12 protein-coding genes and 3 pseudogenes are annotated in these 17,163 nt (G+C 69.4%); 5 read left to right on the top strand and 10 right to left on the bottom strand.

Annotation, left to right across the window (positions count from 1 at the left end):
- Window positions 1-3 precede the first annotated feature (3 nt).
- The 3 genes from BCY76_RS12485 to BCY76_RS19475 all read right to left on the bottom strand — a co-directional run bounded on the left by BCY76_RS12485 (window position 4) and on the right by BCY76_RS19475 (window position 4,873).
- Window positions 4-999, bottom strand: coding sequence for an ABC transporter permease (locus tag BCY76_RS12485; RefSeq protein ID WP_085437758.1), 996 nt, complete (start codon window positions 997-999; stop codon window positions 4-6).
- Window positions 1,000-1,754: 755 nt separating this feature from the next.
- Window positions 1,755-1,973, bottom strand: coding sequence for a hypothetical protein (locus tag BCY76_RS20490; RefSeq protein ID WP_336582293.1), 219 nt, complete (start codon window positions 1,971-1,973; stop codon window positions 1,755-1,757).
- Window positions 1,913-4,873 carry an ECF transporter S component gene (locus BCY76_RS19475; RefSeq protein ID WP_336582291.1) on the bottom strand — a complete coding sequence of 987 codons (2,961 nt, stop codon included), beginning with the start codon at window positions 4,871-4,873 and terminating at the stop codon, window positions 1,913-1,915. The genes BCY76_RS20490 and BCY76_RS19475 overlap by 61 nt, the downstream gene beginning before the upstream one ends.
- Window positions 4,874-5,353: 480 nt before the next feature.
- On the opposite strand from BCY76_RS19475, the gene BCY76_RS12470 reads away from it, so the two are divergent.
- A complete protein-coding gene (locus tag BCY76_RS12470; RefSeq protein ID WP_083277505.1) occupies window positions 5,354-5,626 on the top strand; it encodes a DUF4235 domain-containing protein in 273 nt (90 codons plus the stop codon).
- A 188-nt stretch (window positions 5,627-5,814) separates the two neighbouring features.
- Here BCY76_RS12470 and mnhG read toward each other — a convergent pair whose 3' ends face one another.
- From mnhG to BCY76_RS12440, 6 genes and pseudogenes are all read right to left on the bottom strand, one after another.
- On the bottom strand, window positions 5,815-6,228 hold the full coding sequence (mnhG, locus tag BCY76_RS12465; protein ID WP_237090132.1) for a monovalent cation/H(+) antiporter subunit G: 414 nt from the start codon (window positions 6,226-6,228) through the stop codon (window positions 5,815-5,817).
- Window positions 6,229-6,351: 123 nt separating this feature from the next.
- Window positions 6,352-6,813: a monovalent cation/H+ antiporter complex subunit F gene (locus tag BCY76_RS12460; RefSeq protein WP_085437757.1), complete on the bottom strand. Its 462-nt coding sequence runs from the start codon at window positions 6,811-6,813 to the stop codon at window positions 6,352-6,354.
- Complete coding sequence (locus BCY76_RS12455) at window positions 6,813-7,466, bottom strand: Na+/H+ antiporter subunit E (RefSeq protein ID WP_083277506.1); 654 nt, start codon at window positions 7,464-7,466, stop codon at window positions 6,813-6,815. Before BCY76_RS12455 ends, BCY76_RS12460 begins: the two co-directional genes overlap by 1 nt.
- A pseudogene (locus BCY76_RS12450) lies at window positions 7,463-9,168 on the bottom strand (Na+/H+ antiporter subunit D). Before BCY76_RS12450 ends, BCY76_RS12455 begins: the two are co-directional and overlap by 4 nt.
- 3 nt (window positions 9,169-9,171) lie before the next feature.
- Entirely contained in the window at window positions 9,172-9,711 is a 540-nt protein-coding gene (locus BCY76_RS12445; protein ID WP_070160239.1) for a Na(+)/H(+) antiporter subunit C, read from the bottom strand.
- A pseudogene (locus BCY76_RS12440) lies at window positions 9,708-12,736 on the bottom strand (Na+/H+ antiporter subunit A). Before BCY76_RS12440 ends, BCY76_RS12445 begins: the two are co-directional and overlap by 4 nt.
- A 224-nt stretch (window positions 12,737-12,960) precedes the next feature.
- Between BCY76_RS12440 and BCY76_RS12435 the strand changes: the two are divergent.
- The gene (locus tag BCY76_RS12435; protein ID WP_070160241.1) at window positions 12,961-14,352 is read left to right on the top strand and encodes an MFS transporter; all 1,392 of its coding nucleotides are present in this window, start codon (window positions 12,961-12,963) and stop codon (window positions 14,350-14,352) included.
- Between the two features lie 39 nt (window positions 14,353-14,391).
- On the opposite strand, the gene dcd is transcribed toward BCY76_RS12435, so the two are convergent.
- Window positions 14,392-14,970 carry a dCTP deaminase gene (gene dcd / locus BCY76_RS12430; RefSeq protein ID WP_070160252.1) on the bottom strand — a complete coding sequence of 193 codons (579 nt, stop codon included), beginning with the start codon at window positions 14,968-14,970 and terminating at the stop codon, window positions 14,392-14,394.
- Window positions 14,971-15,084: 114 nt separating this feature from the next.
- On the opposite strand from dcd, the gene BCY76_RS12425 reads away from it, so the two are divergent.
- From BCY76_RS12425 to BCY76_RS17640, 3 genes and pseudogenes are all read left to right on the top strand, one after another.
- The gene (locus tag BCY76_RS12425; RefSeq protein ID WP_070160243.1) at window positions 15,085-15,546 is read left to right on the top strand and encodes an SseB family protein; all 462 of its coding nucleotides are present in this window, start codon (window positions 15,085-15,087) and stop codon (window positions 15,544-15,546) included.
- A 178-nt stretch (window positions 15,547-15,724) separates the two neighbouring features.
- On the top strand, window positions 15,725-16,684 hold the full coding sequence (locus BCY76_RS12420) for an AEC family transporter (RefSeq protein WP_085437756.1): 960 nt from the start codon (window positions 15,725-15,727) through the stop codon (window positions 16,682-16,684).
- A 283-nt stretch (window positions 16,685-16,967) separates the two neighbouring features.
- Window positions 16,968-17,163 (top strand): annotated as a pseudogene (locus BCY76_RS17640) (hypothetical protein); the annotation flags it as partial.

Below are 17,163 nucleotides of genomic sequence, written 5' to 3'. Positions count from 1 at the left end.
GGGTCACAGCCTCACTCTCGGGTCGACCAGGGAGGTGAAGAAGTCGGCCAGCATCGCGCCGATGGCGAAGATGATGCACCCGTAGAAGACGATCGCCACCGAGGCGTTGACGTCATGGGCGTGCAGGGCCCGCAGTCCCCAGGAGCCCAGCCCGTCCCAGTTGAAGACCATCTCGGCCATCACGGTTCCGGTGAACAGCGCGGGAATGGTGAAGGCGATGGACTGCGCCGTCGGAACGAAGGACACGCGCAGCGCATGCTTCCGGATCGCCTGGCTGCGGGTCAGCCCCGTGGCGCGAGCCGTGCGGACGAAGTCTGCGTTGACGAAGTCCAGCAGGTACTGGCGCTGGGAGATCTGCATGGAGGCCCAGCCGAAGAGCGTCATCGCCACGGTGGGCACCGTGTAGTGGGCCGCCATGTCCACGAACTGGTTCCAGGTCCCCTCGACGCCGATGCTGCGGAACCCGGTGACGTAGAAGATCTGCTGGCCGGCGGCCTCGTTGACCCAGATCGCCCCCCGCTGGACCAGCAGGTAGGCCACCGGCACCGGCACGATCATCGTGAAGTAGGAGTACCAGGTGCTGGCCCGGTCCCCGAACCGGTACTGCCGGGCCGCCGCGTAGACGCCCAGCAGGATTCCGATGACCATGGTCATCACCGTGGCGACCAACGTCAGCTGGGTGGAGATCCACACCCGGATGGCGAATTCGTCGTTGACGTAGCCGCCGTTGGGAGTCCGGCCCCAGTCCCACTGGGTGAGGATTCCGGTCAGCCACACCCAGTACCGCTGGAGCGCGTTCTGGTCCGGATCAAGATCCAGCCGCCGCAGCGAGTCCTGGACGTTCGCCCGGCTGACCTCAGGATCCACCCCGCCGCCCATGATGTCCGCGAGCTGGGCCTCGGGATTGAAGAAGCTGACGGCCATCAGATAGGCCAGCGAGGTCACCGCGAAGGTCATCACGGCGTAGCGGACGGCCCGCAGAGCCAGGAACTTCAGCATCCCGCCTCCTCGACGCCTCGCGGACGGCTCCGCTGACGCGACCGCACCTCGGGAGTCGGACGCGCCGTGGTCCGCTGGACGACGCTGATCGGGATTCTCACGGACGGTTTCCTCACGTGGCTCGGCACGGCCCCGGCGGGGCGTGACGCCGTCCGCGCAGTCCGCTCCATCTGGAGGCCGTCCGGCACGGCGCGACCTCGGCCGAAGGCATCTCTGACCTCGACGGGGAGGCCCCTTCCGGGGCTGAAGCCGCGGTCGACCCGTCAGGTGACTGGCCGATCAGTCCGGTGGCGCCTTCCTCAATCATGGTGCGAGCAGCTCGAGCGGCGCAGCTGGTGTCTGTTGCAGGTGGCAACACTCTACGTCGAGAATCGAGCCCGCTGAAGAGGGTGGATGAAACTGATGCGCATGAGCATCTGGTCATCTTCAGGTCACACGGGACTCCGCCGTCGAGTCACCTCGCCAACCCCTGACGCAGGGGCCCATCTGCCCTGTCTCCTGACAGCGAGAGGAGGATCTGCAACACATCTTTCGCAATTCCGCGCGAATCCGGGGATGCCTCCTGCCGAAGACCTCGCGCCGAACCGCTCCCCGACGATGAGGTGAGCCCGGCCACATCGCCGTCGACGAGTTGGTGGCCCTGAGCCGCCAGAACGCCCCCACACGGCCCCCACCCGCCCGCCACACCCTTCGTCGCTATGAAATGTTTCACAATGTGACAGCGTGCGCGAGCGACGTCAGAGCGGATCCCGCCGTCACCACACGGGGTTCCATTCCCCGCTCAGAATCGCCGCCGTCAGCGCGACCCCCGCCAGCAGGGCACCGCCGAGGACCACCGGGACGTCCACGACGCCGAAGCGCGCCGGCCGTGCCCACGTACGAGGTCCCGCACCGAACCCGCGGGACTCCATGGTCACCGCCAGCCGGACGGCGACCCGGATGGCCTGCACCAGCAGCCCGAACGCTGCGAGCACGTGGCGCGCACCTTCCCGGCGAATCCGCCCTGCGTGCCGATCCCCCGGGCCCGACGTGCGAGCCCGATGGTCACCCAGTGCTGGGCCAACAGGCCGAGCAGCCGCATCGCTGCCAGCGCACCCAGCACGAAGCGCGCCGGGAGCCGCAGCTGCTGGGCCAGCGCATCGGCCAGATCCGTCGGGTCCGTGGTGGAGAAGACGATCACCGAAGGCAGCACCACCGCGAGCGCTCGGGCCCCCATGGCGATCCCCAGCTCCACGGATCCTTCGCTGACGGTGGTGACGCCGAAGTCCAGCAGCACCGCCCCGGACTCCTCGGCCGCGATGGCGGTCCCCCAGACGGCCACCACCGCTCCCACCGCGAACGGCCAGATGCGTCTCAGGAACTGCCCCAGTCGCAGCCCGGCCAACGGCAGCACCAGGAAGCTGGCGGCGATCACCACCGCCGAGCTGACCCAGTCCATCGTGGAGACCAGAGCGGCGGTCACGAGCAGCACGGCGAATAGTTTGGCCAGCGCATTCGAGCCGCCGAGCCAGGACGTCGATCGCACCCCGGTCAGCATCGGGGCGGCCGCTCCCGCGCTGCGGGTCCCCGCGGAGGAGGAGACGGCGCCCGCACCCGGCTCCCCGAGGCGCAGCTCCTCGGCCTCCAGCGCCCGCAGGAACGCCTCGTCGTGGGTCACCGCCACCACGGTGCCGCCGTCGCGCAGATGCTCACGCAGCAGCCCGATCAGGGCGGCGAACGTGTGGGCGTCCTGGCCGAAGGTCGGCTCGTCCAGCATGAGCACCTCCGGACCTGCAGCGAGCACCGTGCCCACCGAGAGCCTGCGCTTCTCCCCGCCCGAGAGCGTGAAAGGGTTCGCCTCAGCCAGCGCGGTCAGTCGCAGCCGCTCGAGAAGCCGATCAACCCGCTGCTCGACCTCATGCTCGCTGAACAGCGGCTGGTCGCCGCCGGGCCGTCGGGCTTGGCGGGCACCGAGGGCGAGCTCCTCACGCACCGTGGGCCGGACGAACTGATGCTCAGGCTCCTGGAAGACCAGGCCGATGCGGGCCACGAGGTCAGCAGAGCGCCACCGATGCGGATCGTCCGGGAGCTCACCGCCGTCGGCCCCTTTGAGCCGGTCCGCGGCGACGAGCCGGCCACCATGGACCGGGATCAGCCCCGCCAGGCTCAGCAGCAGCGTGGACTTGCCCGCGCCGTTGCGGCCGGTGATGCCCAGCGCACGTCCGGCCGGGAGCGCGACGTCCACCCCGTGGAGCACCGGGACCGGAGCCGGACGGTTCGACCTCCGCCGGGGCGGCCTCTCCCGGGAGACGGCGAGCTCCTCGCCGGTGAGCAGCGGCGCAGGCGACGCGGCCCCGGCGGGATGGAGCGCGGTCCCCCAGGTGGTCTCCGGCACCGGGTCGTGGCCGGGCACCCACAGGCCCAGCTGCACGAGGTCGGCACGCAGGTCGGCGTCGTCGTGGATCCGGGCGGCCGGAAGCCGGTGCCGCACCCCGCCGGCGGCGTCGAGGACGATCAGCGTGTCCACGTGATCCACCCAGGTGGCCAGCCGATGCTCGACCACCAGCAGGGTGGAGCCGTGCCGGCGGCAGGCCTCGACGACGGCGTCGCGCACCCGGTCGGTTCCTTCCGGGTCGAGGTTGGCGGTGGGCTCGTCGAGCAGCAGCAGGCCCGGTCGCATCGCCAGGATGCCGGCCAGTGCGAGACGCTGCTTCTGCCCGCCGGAGAGCCGAGCGGTGGGGTGGTCGAGCAGGTCGCGGGTCTCCTCGGCGGTTCCGGCCAGGCCCGTCTCCTGCAGCACCTGGTGCACACGGTCCCAGATCTCGGCCCGCGCCACCGCCAGGTTCTCCGGGGCGAAGGCGACGTCGTCCCCCATGCGGGAGAGCACCACCTGGGCCTCCGGGTCCTGCTGCATCAGCCCCACCGCGCCGCGGGCCTGGTGCGGGGTGAGCCCGTCGACCAGCAGCTCGCCGGAGGTGACGGCCTCGTCGTCGTGCAGCACTCCGGCCAGGCCGTGCAGCAGGGTGGACTTCCCAGCCCCCGAGGCGCCCACCAGCAGGGCCTTCTCCCCGGGCTCCAGGCGCAGATCCAGCCCGTCCACCGCCGGGGCGGGGCGATCCGCATGCTGGTAGCTCCAGCCGCGGACGTCGACGCCGGCGCCCGCGGCAGGGCTCTGGACAGGGGCGTCGGGGGCGGGAGCGGGGTCCGGCCTCATCAGCTCAGCCTCACGACGACGGCGCAGCACCGGCTCCTGATGCGCCCGGCGCGAGGCCAGCGGCCCCAGCACCGAGGTGGCCGCGAGCCCGCGGGTGGCCAGCCAGGACAGCAGGCCGGCGATGATCGCCCCGGAGAGCGTGAAGCATCCGATGTGGATGAAGGTCTCCAGCGGCGCGTAGGCGTACATGGGGATGATCCAGTGGTAGGTCGCTCCGCCGAAGAACCCGGACAGGGCCCCGGCGAGCATCGCGACCTCCAGGGTGTAGCGCCGGTAGAGGAACGCCAGGAAGATCAGCTCCGCGCCCAGGCCCTGCACGAAGCCGGAGGACAGCACGGTCAGACCCCACTGGGAGCCCAGCAGGGCCGAGACGACCGCGGCGACCATCTCGCAGTAGATGGCGGCGCCGGGCTTGCGGATGATCAGCATCCCCAGCACCGCGGGGAAGAGCCACATGCCGTGCACCAGGGTGGCGGCCGGCGGGTAGGCGGCGAAGAGTCCCCCGACGACGTGATAGCTCAGGTTCCATCCCCAGAAGATGACGCCGGAGGCCACTGCCAGGGTGGAGGCGACGACGATCTCCGAGACCGTCCAGCGGAAGGTCCTGGGGGCCCCGGATGCGGACTGGCCGGCCGCCGGGCCGTGCGTTCCGCGCGAGGCGGTCTGTTCAGTGCTGCTCATGATGCTCCCTCGTGTGACGAGCGTGGACCACGAGCACGCAGGGAGGGAGCCGGTCCTGCCCACCGCGGGCCCATGCGGCCCGATGCCGCGGTCTTCGGCGTCGGCGGTGCGACGGACGGCCCGCCGGGCAGCGGGGCGCCGTCGTCGCGATGCGGCACGCGAGGTGCAGATCCGGCATCCGAGGACAGCTCGACTTCCTGCGCAGGCGTTGTCCCGGCGTCGTGCCGGTGTTGTCCTGATCAGGTTCGAGGGTCTGGGCCGTGTGCCCACTCTCAGCGCCGTGCCGTGCCCGCGTCCGCAGGCCCGGGAAGCGCTCCCCTGTCGTGTCTCGAATGACGTCCACCACAGTAGCGCATCCGGGCCGCCTGCCGGTTAGGCTGGTGACGGTGCAGGGCGTCCTCGGGCGCCCTTGCCGCAGCAGGGTCCACCGGACCTGCGCCGACGTGCTGCCGAGCCCGCATCCCACCACCAGGAGTGCTGATGGACAAGATCATGGACAAGCTGCTGACCACCGGGATCTCCCTGGCCGGAGGTTTCGTCGCCACGAAGGCCTTCGAGTTCGCCTGGAGGCAGGCCACCGGCGAGGACTCCCCCCGTGGTTCCGATGACGAGGACATCTCGCTGCAGAAGGCCCTGGTCTTCGCCGTCTCCTCGGCAGCCATCTCCGCCGGGGTGCAGGTGCTCTCCCAGCGCGGCGCCAAGGCATCCATGAAGAAGATCAAGGCGGCCTACGCGGACAAGGCCGAGGTCTGAGCCGACCGCCCCTCGGGCTCCCCCATCGAGGAGTCACATTCCGGCATGTCCTGCGCTGCTGACGCGCTTCATCGCCCATCGGATCTGCCGGAAGATGACTCCTCGATGTGTCAGGTCGACGTCTCAACGTCGACGTGTGTCATGGGGCGGTGAGGCACGTGGCGACCACGCCGCACCCGCTGGGCGGGTCAGTCCGACTCGTCGCGGACTTCGCGCCGGGCCCCATGGCCCCGGGAGATCCGGTCCACCGCCCGGGCCAGCTCGTCCTGAGCAAGCTGCCCCGCCTTGAAGTGTTTGGTCCGATACCCGGCCCGACCCACCACATGGGCGCTGGCCGGTGCGGTGAGGAGCTGCAGCCCCCACGCCAGCAGCACCAGGACCACCCCGGTCCAGCTGCGCCAGGTGATCGCCGCGGCCATCAGCAGGCTCAGCAGGCCCAGCACCTGGGGCTTCGTGGCCGCGTGCATGCGCGAATGGAGATCCGGGAACCGGACCATGCCGATCCCTGCCGCCAAGGACATCAGCCCGCCGACCACCAGGAACACCGAGGCGACGCCGTCGAGGACCTGGTCCAGCAGCTCGGGATCCAGAATTCCCATCATCGTTCTCCCCCGTCCTCGGGTCGGCTCCGCTGATCGGACGGCCCGTCCTCGTCCCTGCGGGAGCGGGCGCGCGGGGTGAAGCCCGACCGCTTCAGCTCCCGGAACCACGAGGTCGACGGGTCCTCATCCTCCCCGGGGCCGCCGGGGGCGAAGGATCCGCCGTGCGGGTCCGGACCCTCCGAGCCGCTGATCCGTGACGGGCTCGCCGCCGACGGGGCCGTCGGCGTGTCGTCGCGCACCCGCCGACCCGCCGGACTCGCTGCCGGGGTCCTCGGGGACGCGGGGCAGCAGACCAGTCAGCTCGGTGACGCCGGCGGCACCCTCCGGCCGTCGCACCGCCACGTAGCGGGCGATCGCCACCGCCCCGAGGAAACCGATGACCGCGGTGGCGATCACGAACAGGATGAAGTCCTGATGGTTCCGGGCCACCATGTCCGTGATCAGCATCGACGAGACGATGATCAGGATGACGTCCACACTGATCACCCGGTCCAGCACCGACGGCCCGCGGAACACCCGGTAGACGGCGCAGAACACCGCCGCCGCCAGCAGAGTCTGGGTGATCCAGTAGGCGTGCTCGAGCATCAGCGGGCCTCCTCACCCGGTGTGGACGGCATACCGGTCGTCGGCGGGGCGGCGCTGTGCGCCGGGATCGGCCGGTCACGCTCCGTCTTGGAGAATCCGCTGACCCGCCCGAGCCGCCGCTCCGCCTTCACCACGGCCAGGTCCGATCGGTTCCCGCAGCTGCGGAGCACCAGTGCCTCAGTGCGCAGGGCATCCTGCCGGATGCGCTCGGCGTCGTGGTCGTCGGTGACGTTGAGGCAGTGCAGGTACAGGGTCGCCGTGGTGCGATCCACATCGATCACCAGCGAGCCGGGCACCAGTGCCAGCGCGTGGCCTGTCACCGTGACGATGAAGTCGTCATGGCTGCGCAGCTGCACCGAGATGATCGAGTTGCGCACCTTCGGTCCGCGCACGACGGCGATCCAGGCCACCTGGAAGGATGCGGCCACCATCTTCGCCAGGAAACGGACCGTGAAGACCAGCACCCACCAGATGTTGATCCGCCCCGAGCCGCGCAGCGGCGGCAGGTAGAACAGCCGCACCACGGCGGTGCCCAGCACGGCCCCGACGATCAGAGTGCCCAGGGTGAAGTCCTGCCACATCGCCATCCAGAGAAAGCTGAGGAAGGCGATCAGCGGCAGCTCGAGCGGCAGCGGGGTCCGGGGTCGCTTCATCGGTCATCAGCCTCCTGCGCCGACTCGTCTTCAGGCTCCAAAGAGGTCCGCACCGGGGCGAACTCGTCGGAGCCGCCGTCGCCGGTGTCTAGGTCAGGTATCTGCGAGGCCAGGTCCTCCAGCTCCTCGCGGACCCCGTCCACGCGCTCCTCCCCCAGCACCGCCTCAAGGTAGGGGGTGCGCTCGTACATGTCCTGGGCGGCCGCACGGGAGAAGGACATCAGCGGCCCGGCGAACACGGTGAACGCCAAGGACATCGTCACCAGCAGGGCGGTCGGCGCCACCACCGACATCGGCAGCAGCCGCTTGTTCGCCGCCCGCGCGTGCGCCAACGTCTTCGACATCAGCAGCCGGTCCGGGGAGTCTGCGTCCTCGGCCTTGCGCCAGAACGCACGCGCCCAGATCCGTGCCACGGCCAGCAGAGTCAGCAACGAGGTCACCACAGAGCCGACCACCAGGGTCCAGGTGATCCAGGTGCCCTCCGCGATCCCGCCCTGGATCATCCCCAGCTTGCCGATAAATCCGGAGAACGGAGGGATCCCCGCGAGGTTCATCGCCGGGATGAAGAAGAGTACGGCCAGAGCGGGAGAGATCTTCGCCAGACTCCCCAGCCGATCCACGTTGGAGGACCCGCCTCTGCGCTCGATCAGTCCGGTCACCAGGAACAGCGTGGTCTGGATGGTGATGTGGTGGGCCACGTAGTAGATGGTGGCCGACATGCCCACAATCGAGACCAGCGAGAGTCCGAACACCAGATAGCCGATGTGGCTTATCAGGGTGAAGGAGAGCATCCGTTTGATGTCGCCCTGGGCCAGCGCACCCAGGATGCCCACGATCATCGTCAGCAGCGCGACGATCATCAACGCGGTGTTGATCCGCTCCCCCGGGAACAGCAGCGTCTCGGTGCGGATCATCGCATAGATGCCGACCTTGGTCAGCAGGCCTGCGAAGACCGCCGTCACCGGGGCGGGGGCAGTCGGGTAGGAGTCCGGCAGCCAGAACGCCAGCGGGAAGACCGCCGCCTTGATGCCGAAGGCACCAGCAGCATCACGTGCAGCAGCAGCTGCATGTCGCCGTCCAGATCGCCCAGCTTCAGCGCCAGGTCCGCCATGTTCACGGTGCCGGTGGCCGCATACACCACACCGATGGTGATCAGGAACAGCATCGAGGAGATGACCGAGACGACCACGTAGGTCACCCCCGCCCGGATGCGAGACTCCCCTCCCCCGAGGGTCAGCAGCACATAGGACGCCGTCAGGAAGATCTCGAAGCCGACGTACAGGTTGAACAGGTCCCCGGCGAGGAACGCGTTGGACACCCCGGCCACTAGGATCAGGTAGGTGGGGTAGAAGATCGACACCGGGCCGGCGTCGTCGCCCTCCTCCGCGGCGCCCTGGCCGACCGCGTAGAGCAAGACCGCCAGGGTGATGATCGAGGAGACCACCAGCATCAGGGCGGAGAACCGGTCGATCACCATAGAGATGCCGAACGGCGCGGGCCACCCGGCCAGATGCACCGCATGGGCGCCGCCGTCCCAGGTCTCCGCCAACAGGGCGATCTCCAGGACCACGGTAAGTACCAGCGTGCCGATGGTGATCGCCCGCTGGGTGGTCCGCTGCCGGAAGAAGGCGAAGGCGAGGCCGGCGCCGAAGAACGGCAGGAGCACCGCCAGGGGCAACAGCTCCACGAAGTTGGTCTGCATGGGTCAGCGCCCCGTCCCGTGATCGGGGCGGCCGTCGCCATCGTCCTCAGGTGTGTGCGCGGAGGCCACCGGAAGGTCCTCGTCCCGACCCGTGCGCGGGTTGAGCAGCCGGGACGACTCCAGGTCCTCGACCGCGAACTCGGTGGTCTCGGTGGGCACTTCGGAGTCCTCTTCCGGGTCATAGATGGGCTGGGAGGCCACCCGCCGGTCCTCCTCGTCATCGGAGAGCTCATCCTGACGGGCGAGCACCCAGGACCGGTAGATCAGCGCGAGCATGAGACTGACCAGGGCGAAGGCGATCACGATCGCCGTAAGCAGCAGCGCCTGCGGCAACGGGTCGAAGAAGGGGGCATCGACGTCGCCGTCGACCACCAGCGGAGAGTCCCCCGCCCGGCCGCCGGTCTGCAGCAGCAGCAGGTTCACGCCGTTGGAGATCAGGATGATGCCCAGCAGCACGCGGGTCAGCGAGCGTTCCAACAGCAGGTAGATTCCGACGGCGAACATCACGCCCATCAGGATCAGCAGAGTCAGGTTCAGCGTCACCGGGCCACCCCCAAGGTCGTCTCGGAGTGGAGCCCGTGCCCGTGGTAGGGGTCGCCCCGCTCGGCCGCTCGGTTCTCCATCTCGGAGCGCACGTCGATCTCGGAGCCGAGGCTGCGCAGGATGTCCAGGATCAGTCCGACCACCACCAGATAGACGCCCACGTCGAACATGATCGCCGAGCCGACGTGATGCTCGCCGAACACCGGCAGGTCCACGTCCAGCATGGCGGATTGGAAGATGTGCCCGCCCGCCAGCAGGGACACCAGCCCGGTGGAGCAGGCCAGCGCCAAGCCCCAGCCCATCAGGGCGGAGGCGCTGAACGGCACTGCCGCCTCCAGCTCGTAGCGCCCTCCGGCTAGGTAGCGCAGAGTCAGGGCCAGGCCCGCCAGCAGACCGCCCGCGAAGCCTCCTCCGGGCAGGTTGTGCCCCGCCAGGAGCAGATACAGCGAGAGCAGGATGATCGCGTGGAACATCAGCCGGGTCACCACTTCGAAGATGATCGAGCGATGTTCAGGGGCCACCGTGCGTCCTGCCACGAGCCAGGCCTCACGGGCCACGGTGGAGAAGCTCCGGGCCACCCGGATCTCCTTGGCCTGCCGCGGGGTCAGGTTGTCCTCGTTGAGTACCCGGCCCACCGAGCCGGTGGGCACCTCGTGGAGGCTGCGGCGTCGGGCGTCCCGGCGCTTGACGAAGATCAGCGATGCCACCCCCGTGGCCGCGACCGCCAGCACAGTGATCTCCCCGAAGGTGTCCCAGACGCGGATGTCCACCAGCGTGACGTTGACGATGTTGGCACCCTGACCGACCTCGTAGGCCATCCAGGGGAACTCTTCGGAGATCGGCACCGCCACCCGCGAATCCATGCCGACTGCGAGCGCGCCCATCATGGCCAACCCGAAGCCGATGCCGAGCACCACACGGCCGATCTTGAACCGTGCCGGATTCTGGGTCCAGATCCCCGCCGGCAGGTTGCGCAGCGCGAGGACGAAGACCACCAGCACGATGGACTCCACCAGCAGCACGGTCAGCGCGAGGTCCGGGGCGCCTTGCAGGGCGAACAGCCCGGCGATGCCGTAGCCGCACAGCGAGACCATCAGCACCGCCATGAAGCGCTTGGGCGCCCAGACTGCACCGATCGCACCGGCGACGATGACCACGGCGAGCACCAGCTGCAGCGGCTGCTCGGCGATGATCCAGCTCTGCGGCACCTGGTGGGCGGTGAACAGCAGGACCCCGGATACCAACCCGGTGGCCACCGCGATGATGATGAACAGGTACCAGGCGAGGGATCCCCGCTGAGTCACCGAGGTCAGCCAGACAGCGACGACGTCGAGCAGCTTCACCGAGGAGCGGTAGCCGCGTTCGGCGTCGAACACGGCGGGGGTGCGTTGCTGGAGGCGGCCGAAGCGCTCCCGCACCGCGAACAGCCCCAGCCCGAGGCCCCAGGCCAGCACGGAGAGGCCCAGCACCGGGGTCAGGCCGTGCCACAGCGCCAGGTAGGTGCCGGGGGCGCCCTCCGAGACTGGGTGGAAGAGTGAGACGAACGGATCGATGAGCCGCTGCACCGGAGCCGGCCACAGCGCCAGCAGCACGGTGGCGGCGGCCAGTAGCGCCGGGGCGGCGAGGAACACGACCCCGGCCGGTGCGTGGAAGGGCGTGGTCTCCAACGGTTCGCCGGTGGTTCGGCGTTTCGTGCCGAAGGCGCCCCACAGGAAGCGTGCCGAGTAGGCCACGGTGAGCGCGGACGCGACGACGACGCCGACCGTAACCACCCAGCCCCAGCCCGGGTGGACCTCTGCGTAGCCGTAGAAGGATTCGAAGACGACCTCCTTGGCCACGAAGCCGAACAGCGGGGGCAGTCCCGCCATGGAGGCGACCGAGACCGCGGAGATCCAGAACAGCGCGCGCTGGCTGCGCCCCAGACCGGAGAGGCGGGTGAGGTCGCGGGTGCCGGTCTCATGGTCGATGATGCCGACCACCATGAACAGGGCCGCTTTGAAAAGCCCGTGGGCCAGCAGCATGGCCAGCCCAGCCAGGGCGGCATCCTCGGTGCCCAGGCCGTTGATCATCACCAGGAAGCCCAGCTGGGAGACGGTTCCGTAGGCCAGCACGAGTTTGATGTCGGTCTGCCGCAGCGCCCGCCAGGCTCCCACCAGCATGGTGGCCAACCCGACGCCGAGCACTGTGGGCATCCACAAGGCGGTCTCGTGGAAACCTGGGGCCATGCGGGCCACCAGGTAGACCCCGGCCTTCACCATGCGGCGGCGTGCAGATAGGCCGAGACCGGAGTGGGAGCGGCCATCGCGGCCGGCAGCCAGAAGTGGAAAGGCACCAGCGCAGACTTCGAGAGCGCGCCGACGAGGATCAGGAACAGTGCGACGTCGACCGCCGTGCCGTGCAGCTGGTCGGCCGAGGCGAGGATCTCGGAGAGCCGGTAGCTGCCGGCAAGCTCGCCCAGCCACAACAGCCCGACCAGCATGGCCAGGCCACCGAAGGTGGTCACGATGAGTGCCTGGATCGCTGAGCGGCGCGCCAGGAGGCGATGCGCCGAATAGCCGATCAGCAGAAAGGACAGGACGGTGGTGAGCTCCCAGAAGATGAAGAGCATCACCAGGTCGTCGCTGAGCACCAGGCCGAGCATCGCCGCGGCGAAGGCGAAGAGCTGGCCGGCAAAGGGCCCAGCGGAGGCCTCCGAGGATCGGAAGTAGCGGGCGCAGTAGAGCAGGACCAACGCACCGACCCCGAGGATCAGCAGGGACATGATCAGCGCGAGCGCGTCGACCCGGAAAGCGATCTCCACCCCCAGCTCCGGGATCCACTCGGTGATCTCCGACGGCGGAGCGTTCGGCGCCCCGGAGGGAGCCCCCTGATCGGCGCGGAGCACCTGCGGGAGGTGGGTCAGCACCCACACCATGGCCAGTGCGCTGATGGCGGCGAGGATGTGGAAGGAGGACCGTCCGAAGCGGCGGAACAGCCAGGGCGCCGCGAGGCTCACAGCGAACAGCACAGCGAGCACCAGCAGCATAGGTGTCCTTTCTCGTCGAGGACCAGGCTGTGCGGCGCGGAATGCTCCACGTCAGCCGCACTGAGGAGGAGTCGTCCCATGTTAACAGGCGTAGGTGACGGGCCGGGGTGACGCTCGTCGCACGGCCTGGATGCGGCCGTCGGCGGCCGCGCCGGCCGGGGATTTCTCCAGCGGCACCCTGCCAGCCATGCCACGTGACGGTTGCTCGACGATACGATGCGCCCATGACCTCATCCGTGGACGCGGCCCCGAGCTCCGCGAGCCAGCCGCTGCACAAGCGCATCATCGCTGTCTGGAGCCTCTGGAGCTGGGGCAACGCCACCGTGAGTGCGGTGATGGTGACCTTCGTCTTCGGCACCTACATCGCTGACGCCGTCGGGCCCGGCGGGCAGGGCACCCAGTACCTGACCACGGCCAACGCGATCGCCGGCGGCATCATCGCCGTGACAGCGCCGGTCATCGGCCAGCGCGCGGACAAGGCCGGCCGCCGTCGACTGTGGCTGATCATCAACACGCTGATCGTGGTGGCGCTGGTGGCCTCCTGCTTCTTCGTGAAGCCCGACCAGGGATACCTGGTGCTGGGTGTGACCCTGATGGCCACCATGACGCTGTTCGACGAGTTCGCGAACCTGAACTACAACGCGATGATCACCGACATCTCCGACCATGACCGCATGGGCCGCGTCTCGGGCATCGGCTGGGGCGCCGGCTACCTGGGCGGCATCGCGATCCTCTCGCTCGTCTACTTCGGCCTGGTCGCCGGGGATCCGCCCTACTGGTTCGGGCTCGGCGACGAGGAGGCCATCAACATCCGGATGGTCGCCGTCGTCGCGGCGGCCTGGTTCCTGCTGTGGGCGCTGCCGCTGCTGTTCACCAAGGTCAAGACCGCCGACGCCGAGACCATCGAGGAGAAGGTCTCGATCGCCGAGTCCTACCGGCGGCTGATCCGGGTGATCGTCGGGCTCTGGAAGGAGGACCGCAACACCTTGTGGTTCCTGCTGGCCTCCGCCATCTACCGGGACGGGCTCTCCGCGGTGTTCACCTATGGGGCGATCCTGGGGGTCACAGTCTTCGGGTTCACCACCGGAGACATCCTGATCTTCGGCATCGCCGGCAACGTGGTCGCCGCGCTGGGCGCTTTCCTCGGCGGCTGGTTCGACGACCGGCTCGGGCCGCGGGCGGTCATCATGACCTGCGTCATGGCGCTGGTGACCCTGGCGAGCCTGATGTACTTCCTCGACGTGGAGCGGGACTTTGGGGTGTTCGTCCTGGAGCCCACCGCCGCGTTCTGGGTGTTCGGACTGGGCCTGACGTTCTTCGTGGGCCCTGCGCAGGCGTCCTCCCGTGCGTTCCTGGCTCGGCTCGCGCCGCCCGCCCGCGCCGCGGAGCTCTTCGGCCTCTACGCCACCGCCGGGCGCAGCGTCAGCTTCCTCACCCCGGCGCTGATCTCCCTGATGCTGCTGATCTCCTCGGCCGAGGACACCGATGTGCAGGGCGGAGACAAGGCGATCATCCTCGGGATCGTGGTGATCCTGGTGCTGGGGCTGGCCGCGATGCTGCTGGTGCGCAACCCCACCGGGCCGGCGAAGATGCGCGAACACCGCGTGCGGGGATGAGCTGAGCCAGAGGCCTGGAGAAGGTCCGGCGTCGGTCCCTCAGCCGATGATGGTGCGGTGGAAGCTCTCGTGGGACCGCGACGCCGTCGGGCCGCGCTGGCCCTGGTACCGCGACTGGTGCTTCTGGCTGCCGTAGCCGTGGCTGGCCGGAGACGTCAGACGGAAGAAGCACAGCTGCCCGATCTTCGAGCCCGGCCACAGCTTGATGGGCAGCGTGGCCATATTGGACAGCTCCAGGGTGACCTGCCCGGAGAACCCGGGGTCGATGAATCCGGCGGTGGAGTGCGTCAGCAGCCCCAGCCGTCCCAGTGAGGACTTCCCCTCCAACCGGGCGGCGACGTCCTCCGGCAGGGTGACGGCCTCATAGGTGGCGCCGAGGACGAACTCCCCGGGGTGCAGCACGAAGGGCTCCTCGGGGTCCACCTCCACCAGGCGGGTCAGGTCCGTCTGCTCCACCGAGGGATCGATGTGGGCGTATTTGTGGTTGTCGAACAGCCGGAACATGCGCTCCAGGCGCACGTCGACGCTGGAGGGCTGGATCATGGACTCGTCCAGCGGGTCCAGCTGGATCCGGCCGGCGTCGAGCTCTGCATGGATGTCACGGTCTGAAAGCAGCACGATGCCCAAGGTACCGCACCCGGGCATGCGCGCCCGCCGCCCACGGCGCACATGTCGGCTCCGAGATGTCAGTCCCCCACGTCACAGGCGCGGCCTTGCATTCCGCGCGCGGACATGATCGCGTGGACGGATGAGCGAGACTCCTCAGACCCCCGACGCCAGAACCCCGACGAGACCCCCGACGGCGAGCAGCTGCCCGACCTGCGCGACACGCTGATCGCCGGTAAGGACGGTGAGGCCCAGCCCAGCGAGATCATCCGCGCCTTCCTGACCTCCACCGTCTACTTCCTCAGCAGCGAGGAGGTCACCCCGGAGACCGCCTCGGTGAACCCGCTGACCCTGCAGGACAACGAGGGCAACCCGCTGATCGCCCTGTTCTCGGGGACCGACGTGGTGCCGGCCGAGTACGCCGAGCACGCCCCGCACGCCGTCGACGCCCCGGGCGTGGCGGTCGTGCAGTCCCTCTCCGGCGCCGGCATCATCATCGACGCCGGCCAGGAGCACGGCTTCCAGATCTCCTCCGAAGGTGTGGACCGGATCCGGGAGGACTTCCTGAGCCCCACCGAGGGAGAGTGAGCCCCACCGGCCCTCAGACCTGATGAGCCCGCCGTCGTCGTCCGCCCCGGCAGGACGAGACGGCGGGCTCATGTCATGCTCGCGTCACCCGACGTCCCTGTGCGGCATGGCCTGAGCCCGCAGGAGTAGAGTCATCCTCGGAACCGGACGGTCGGCACGAGGATGATCAGGGGGCGATATGGAGGCAGTCTTCTCCGGCTTCTCCGTCATCTGGCTCATCATCGGTGTGGGCTTCGTCATCGGGAAGCTGGGACTGCTTCCGCCGGAGGCGCGCGTGGTCCTCAGCCGGGTGGCGTTCTTCGTCGCCTCGCCCTGCCTGCTGTTCCTCACCGTCGCCGACGCCTCCCTGCGCGACGTGCTGGGCCCGCAGTTCGCCATCGCCGCCCTCGGCGCCTTCACCACCCTGCTGATCTACCTGCTGCTGGCCAAGCTCCTGCTGAAGCGACGGCCCGGTTCGGAGCGGATGATCGGCGGGATGAGCGGCTCCCTGGTGAACTCGGCGAACCTCGGCTTCCCCATCGCCGCCTACGTGCTGGGCGACGTGGCCTTCGCCGCCCCCATCATCATGTTCCAGCTCGCCCTCTACACGCCGGTCTACGTGACCGCCATGGACTGGCTGACCCGGGACCAGGGCACCACCACCAAGGTCCGGCCCGCCCGACGCACCTCCACGCTGCGCAGCCTCGGCCAGTCGGCGGTGAATCCCATGATCATCGGCGCCGTGCTGGGGCTGATCTTCTCCTGGCAGGACTGGCACCTGCCGGGCCCGATGCATGAATCCGTGGAGCTGATCGCCGGGGCCTCCATCCCGCTGATGCTGCTCTCCTTCGGGCTCTCCCTGGTGGGCAGCCGCCCGCTGGACAAGAAGGCCGGGCGACGCCGCGACGTCCTGCTGGCCTCCAGCCTGAAGCTGCTGCTGCACCCGACGCTGGCCTGGGTCTTCGCCGCCTTCGCGTTCGGGCTGGAGGGGCACCAGCTGCTGGCCGCCGTCGTGATGGCCTCCCTGCCGACCGCTCAGAACGTGCTGGTCAGCGCCATCCGGTACGAGTCCGGCGAGGTGATCGCCCGCGACACCGTGCTGGTCACCACCATCCTGGCGATCCCGGCGATGATCGCCGTCTCGCTGATCCTGATGTGAGATCGCACCGTGACCGTTCGAGGTGCGATCTCACGTTCCGGGTGCAGAACGGCGTGGGGACCGCGGTGCTCGATGCGGGCGCCGGTGGCGCGGGTGACGGCATCGTTGCGGGATCGTGACCGCCACGGGGCCACGGACGGCGTCGGGAGGACGGTCTGCGCTGTGCCCGGTTGCTAGGCTGAATCCGCAGTCGCGGCCGGACCGCACCACCCAGGCGGGCGATCCGACCCAGGAGTGTGGCCGCGGACGGGTCGACGAGCCGAACGATGAGGAACAGCAGCTGATGAATCACCAGGGACACCACGACGGCGCCCACCCCGGCGAGCGCCCCGACGGCCCCGGGCAGCCCGGCCGCCCCGGCCAGCAGGGCGGCGGGGCTTCCGCGTCGTCGCCGACTCCCGCTGGTGGTCCTGGATCGCCGGAGGAGTCCTTCGGCGCCGTCCAGCGCGCCGCGGCCGAGGCCGCGCCGCGCGCGCCGC

The organism is Nesterenkonia sp. PF2B19 (assembly GCF_001758425.2).
Classification (GTDB): Bacteria; Actinomycetota; Actinomycetes; order Actinomycetales; family Micrococcaceae; genus Nesterenkonia; species Nesterenkonia aethiopica.
Note: the sequence above shows the minus strand (reverse complement) of the source record. Positions and strands in the feature narration are given on the sequence as shown.

Bases quoted from the DNA above. Each gene is read 5' to 3' on its own strand.
- BCY76_RS12485 (WP_085437758.1), bottom strand. From the start codon at position 999: ATGCTGAAGTTCCTGGCTCTGCGGGCCGTCCGCTACGCCGTGATGACC.
- BCY76_RS19475 (WP_336582291.1), bottom strand. From the start codon at position 4,873: ATGAGCAGCACTGAACAGACCGCCTCGCGCGGAACGCACGGCCCGGCG.
- BCY76_RS12470 (WP_083277505.1), top strand. From the start codon at position 5,354: ATGGACAAGATCATGGACAAGCTGCTGACCACCGGGATCTCCCTGGCC.
- mnhG (WP_237090132.1), bottom strand. From the start codon at position 6,228: ATGATGGGAATTCTGGATCCCGAGCTGCTGGACCAGGTCCTCGACGGC.
- BCY76_RS12460 (WP_085437757.1), bottom strand. From the start codon at position 6,813: ATGCTCGAGCACGCCTACTGGATCACCCAGACTCTGCTGGCGGCGGCG.
- BCY76_RS12455 (WP_083277506.1), bottom strand. From the start codon at position 7,466: ATGAAGCGACCCCGGACCCCGCTGCCGCTCGAGCTGCCGCTGATCGCC.
- BCY76_RS12435 (WP_070160241.1), top strand. From the start codon at position 12,961: ATGACCTCATCCGTGGACGCGGCCCCGAGCTCCGCGAGCCAGCCGCTG.
- BCY76_RS12425 (WP_070160243.1), top strand. From the start codon at position 15,085: ATGATCGCGTGGACGGATGAGCGAGACTCCTCAGACCCCCGACGCCAG.
- BCY76_RS12420 (WP_085437756.1), top strand. From the start codon at position 15,725: ATGGAGGCAGTCTTCTCCGGCTTCTCCGTCATCTGGCTCATCATCGGT.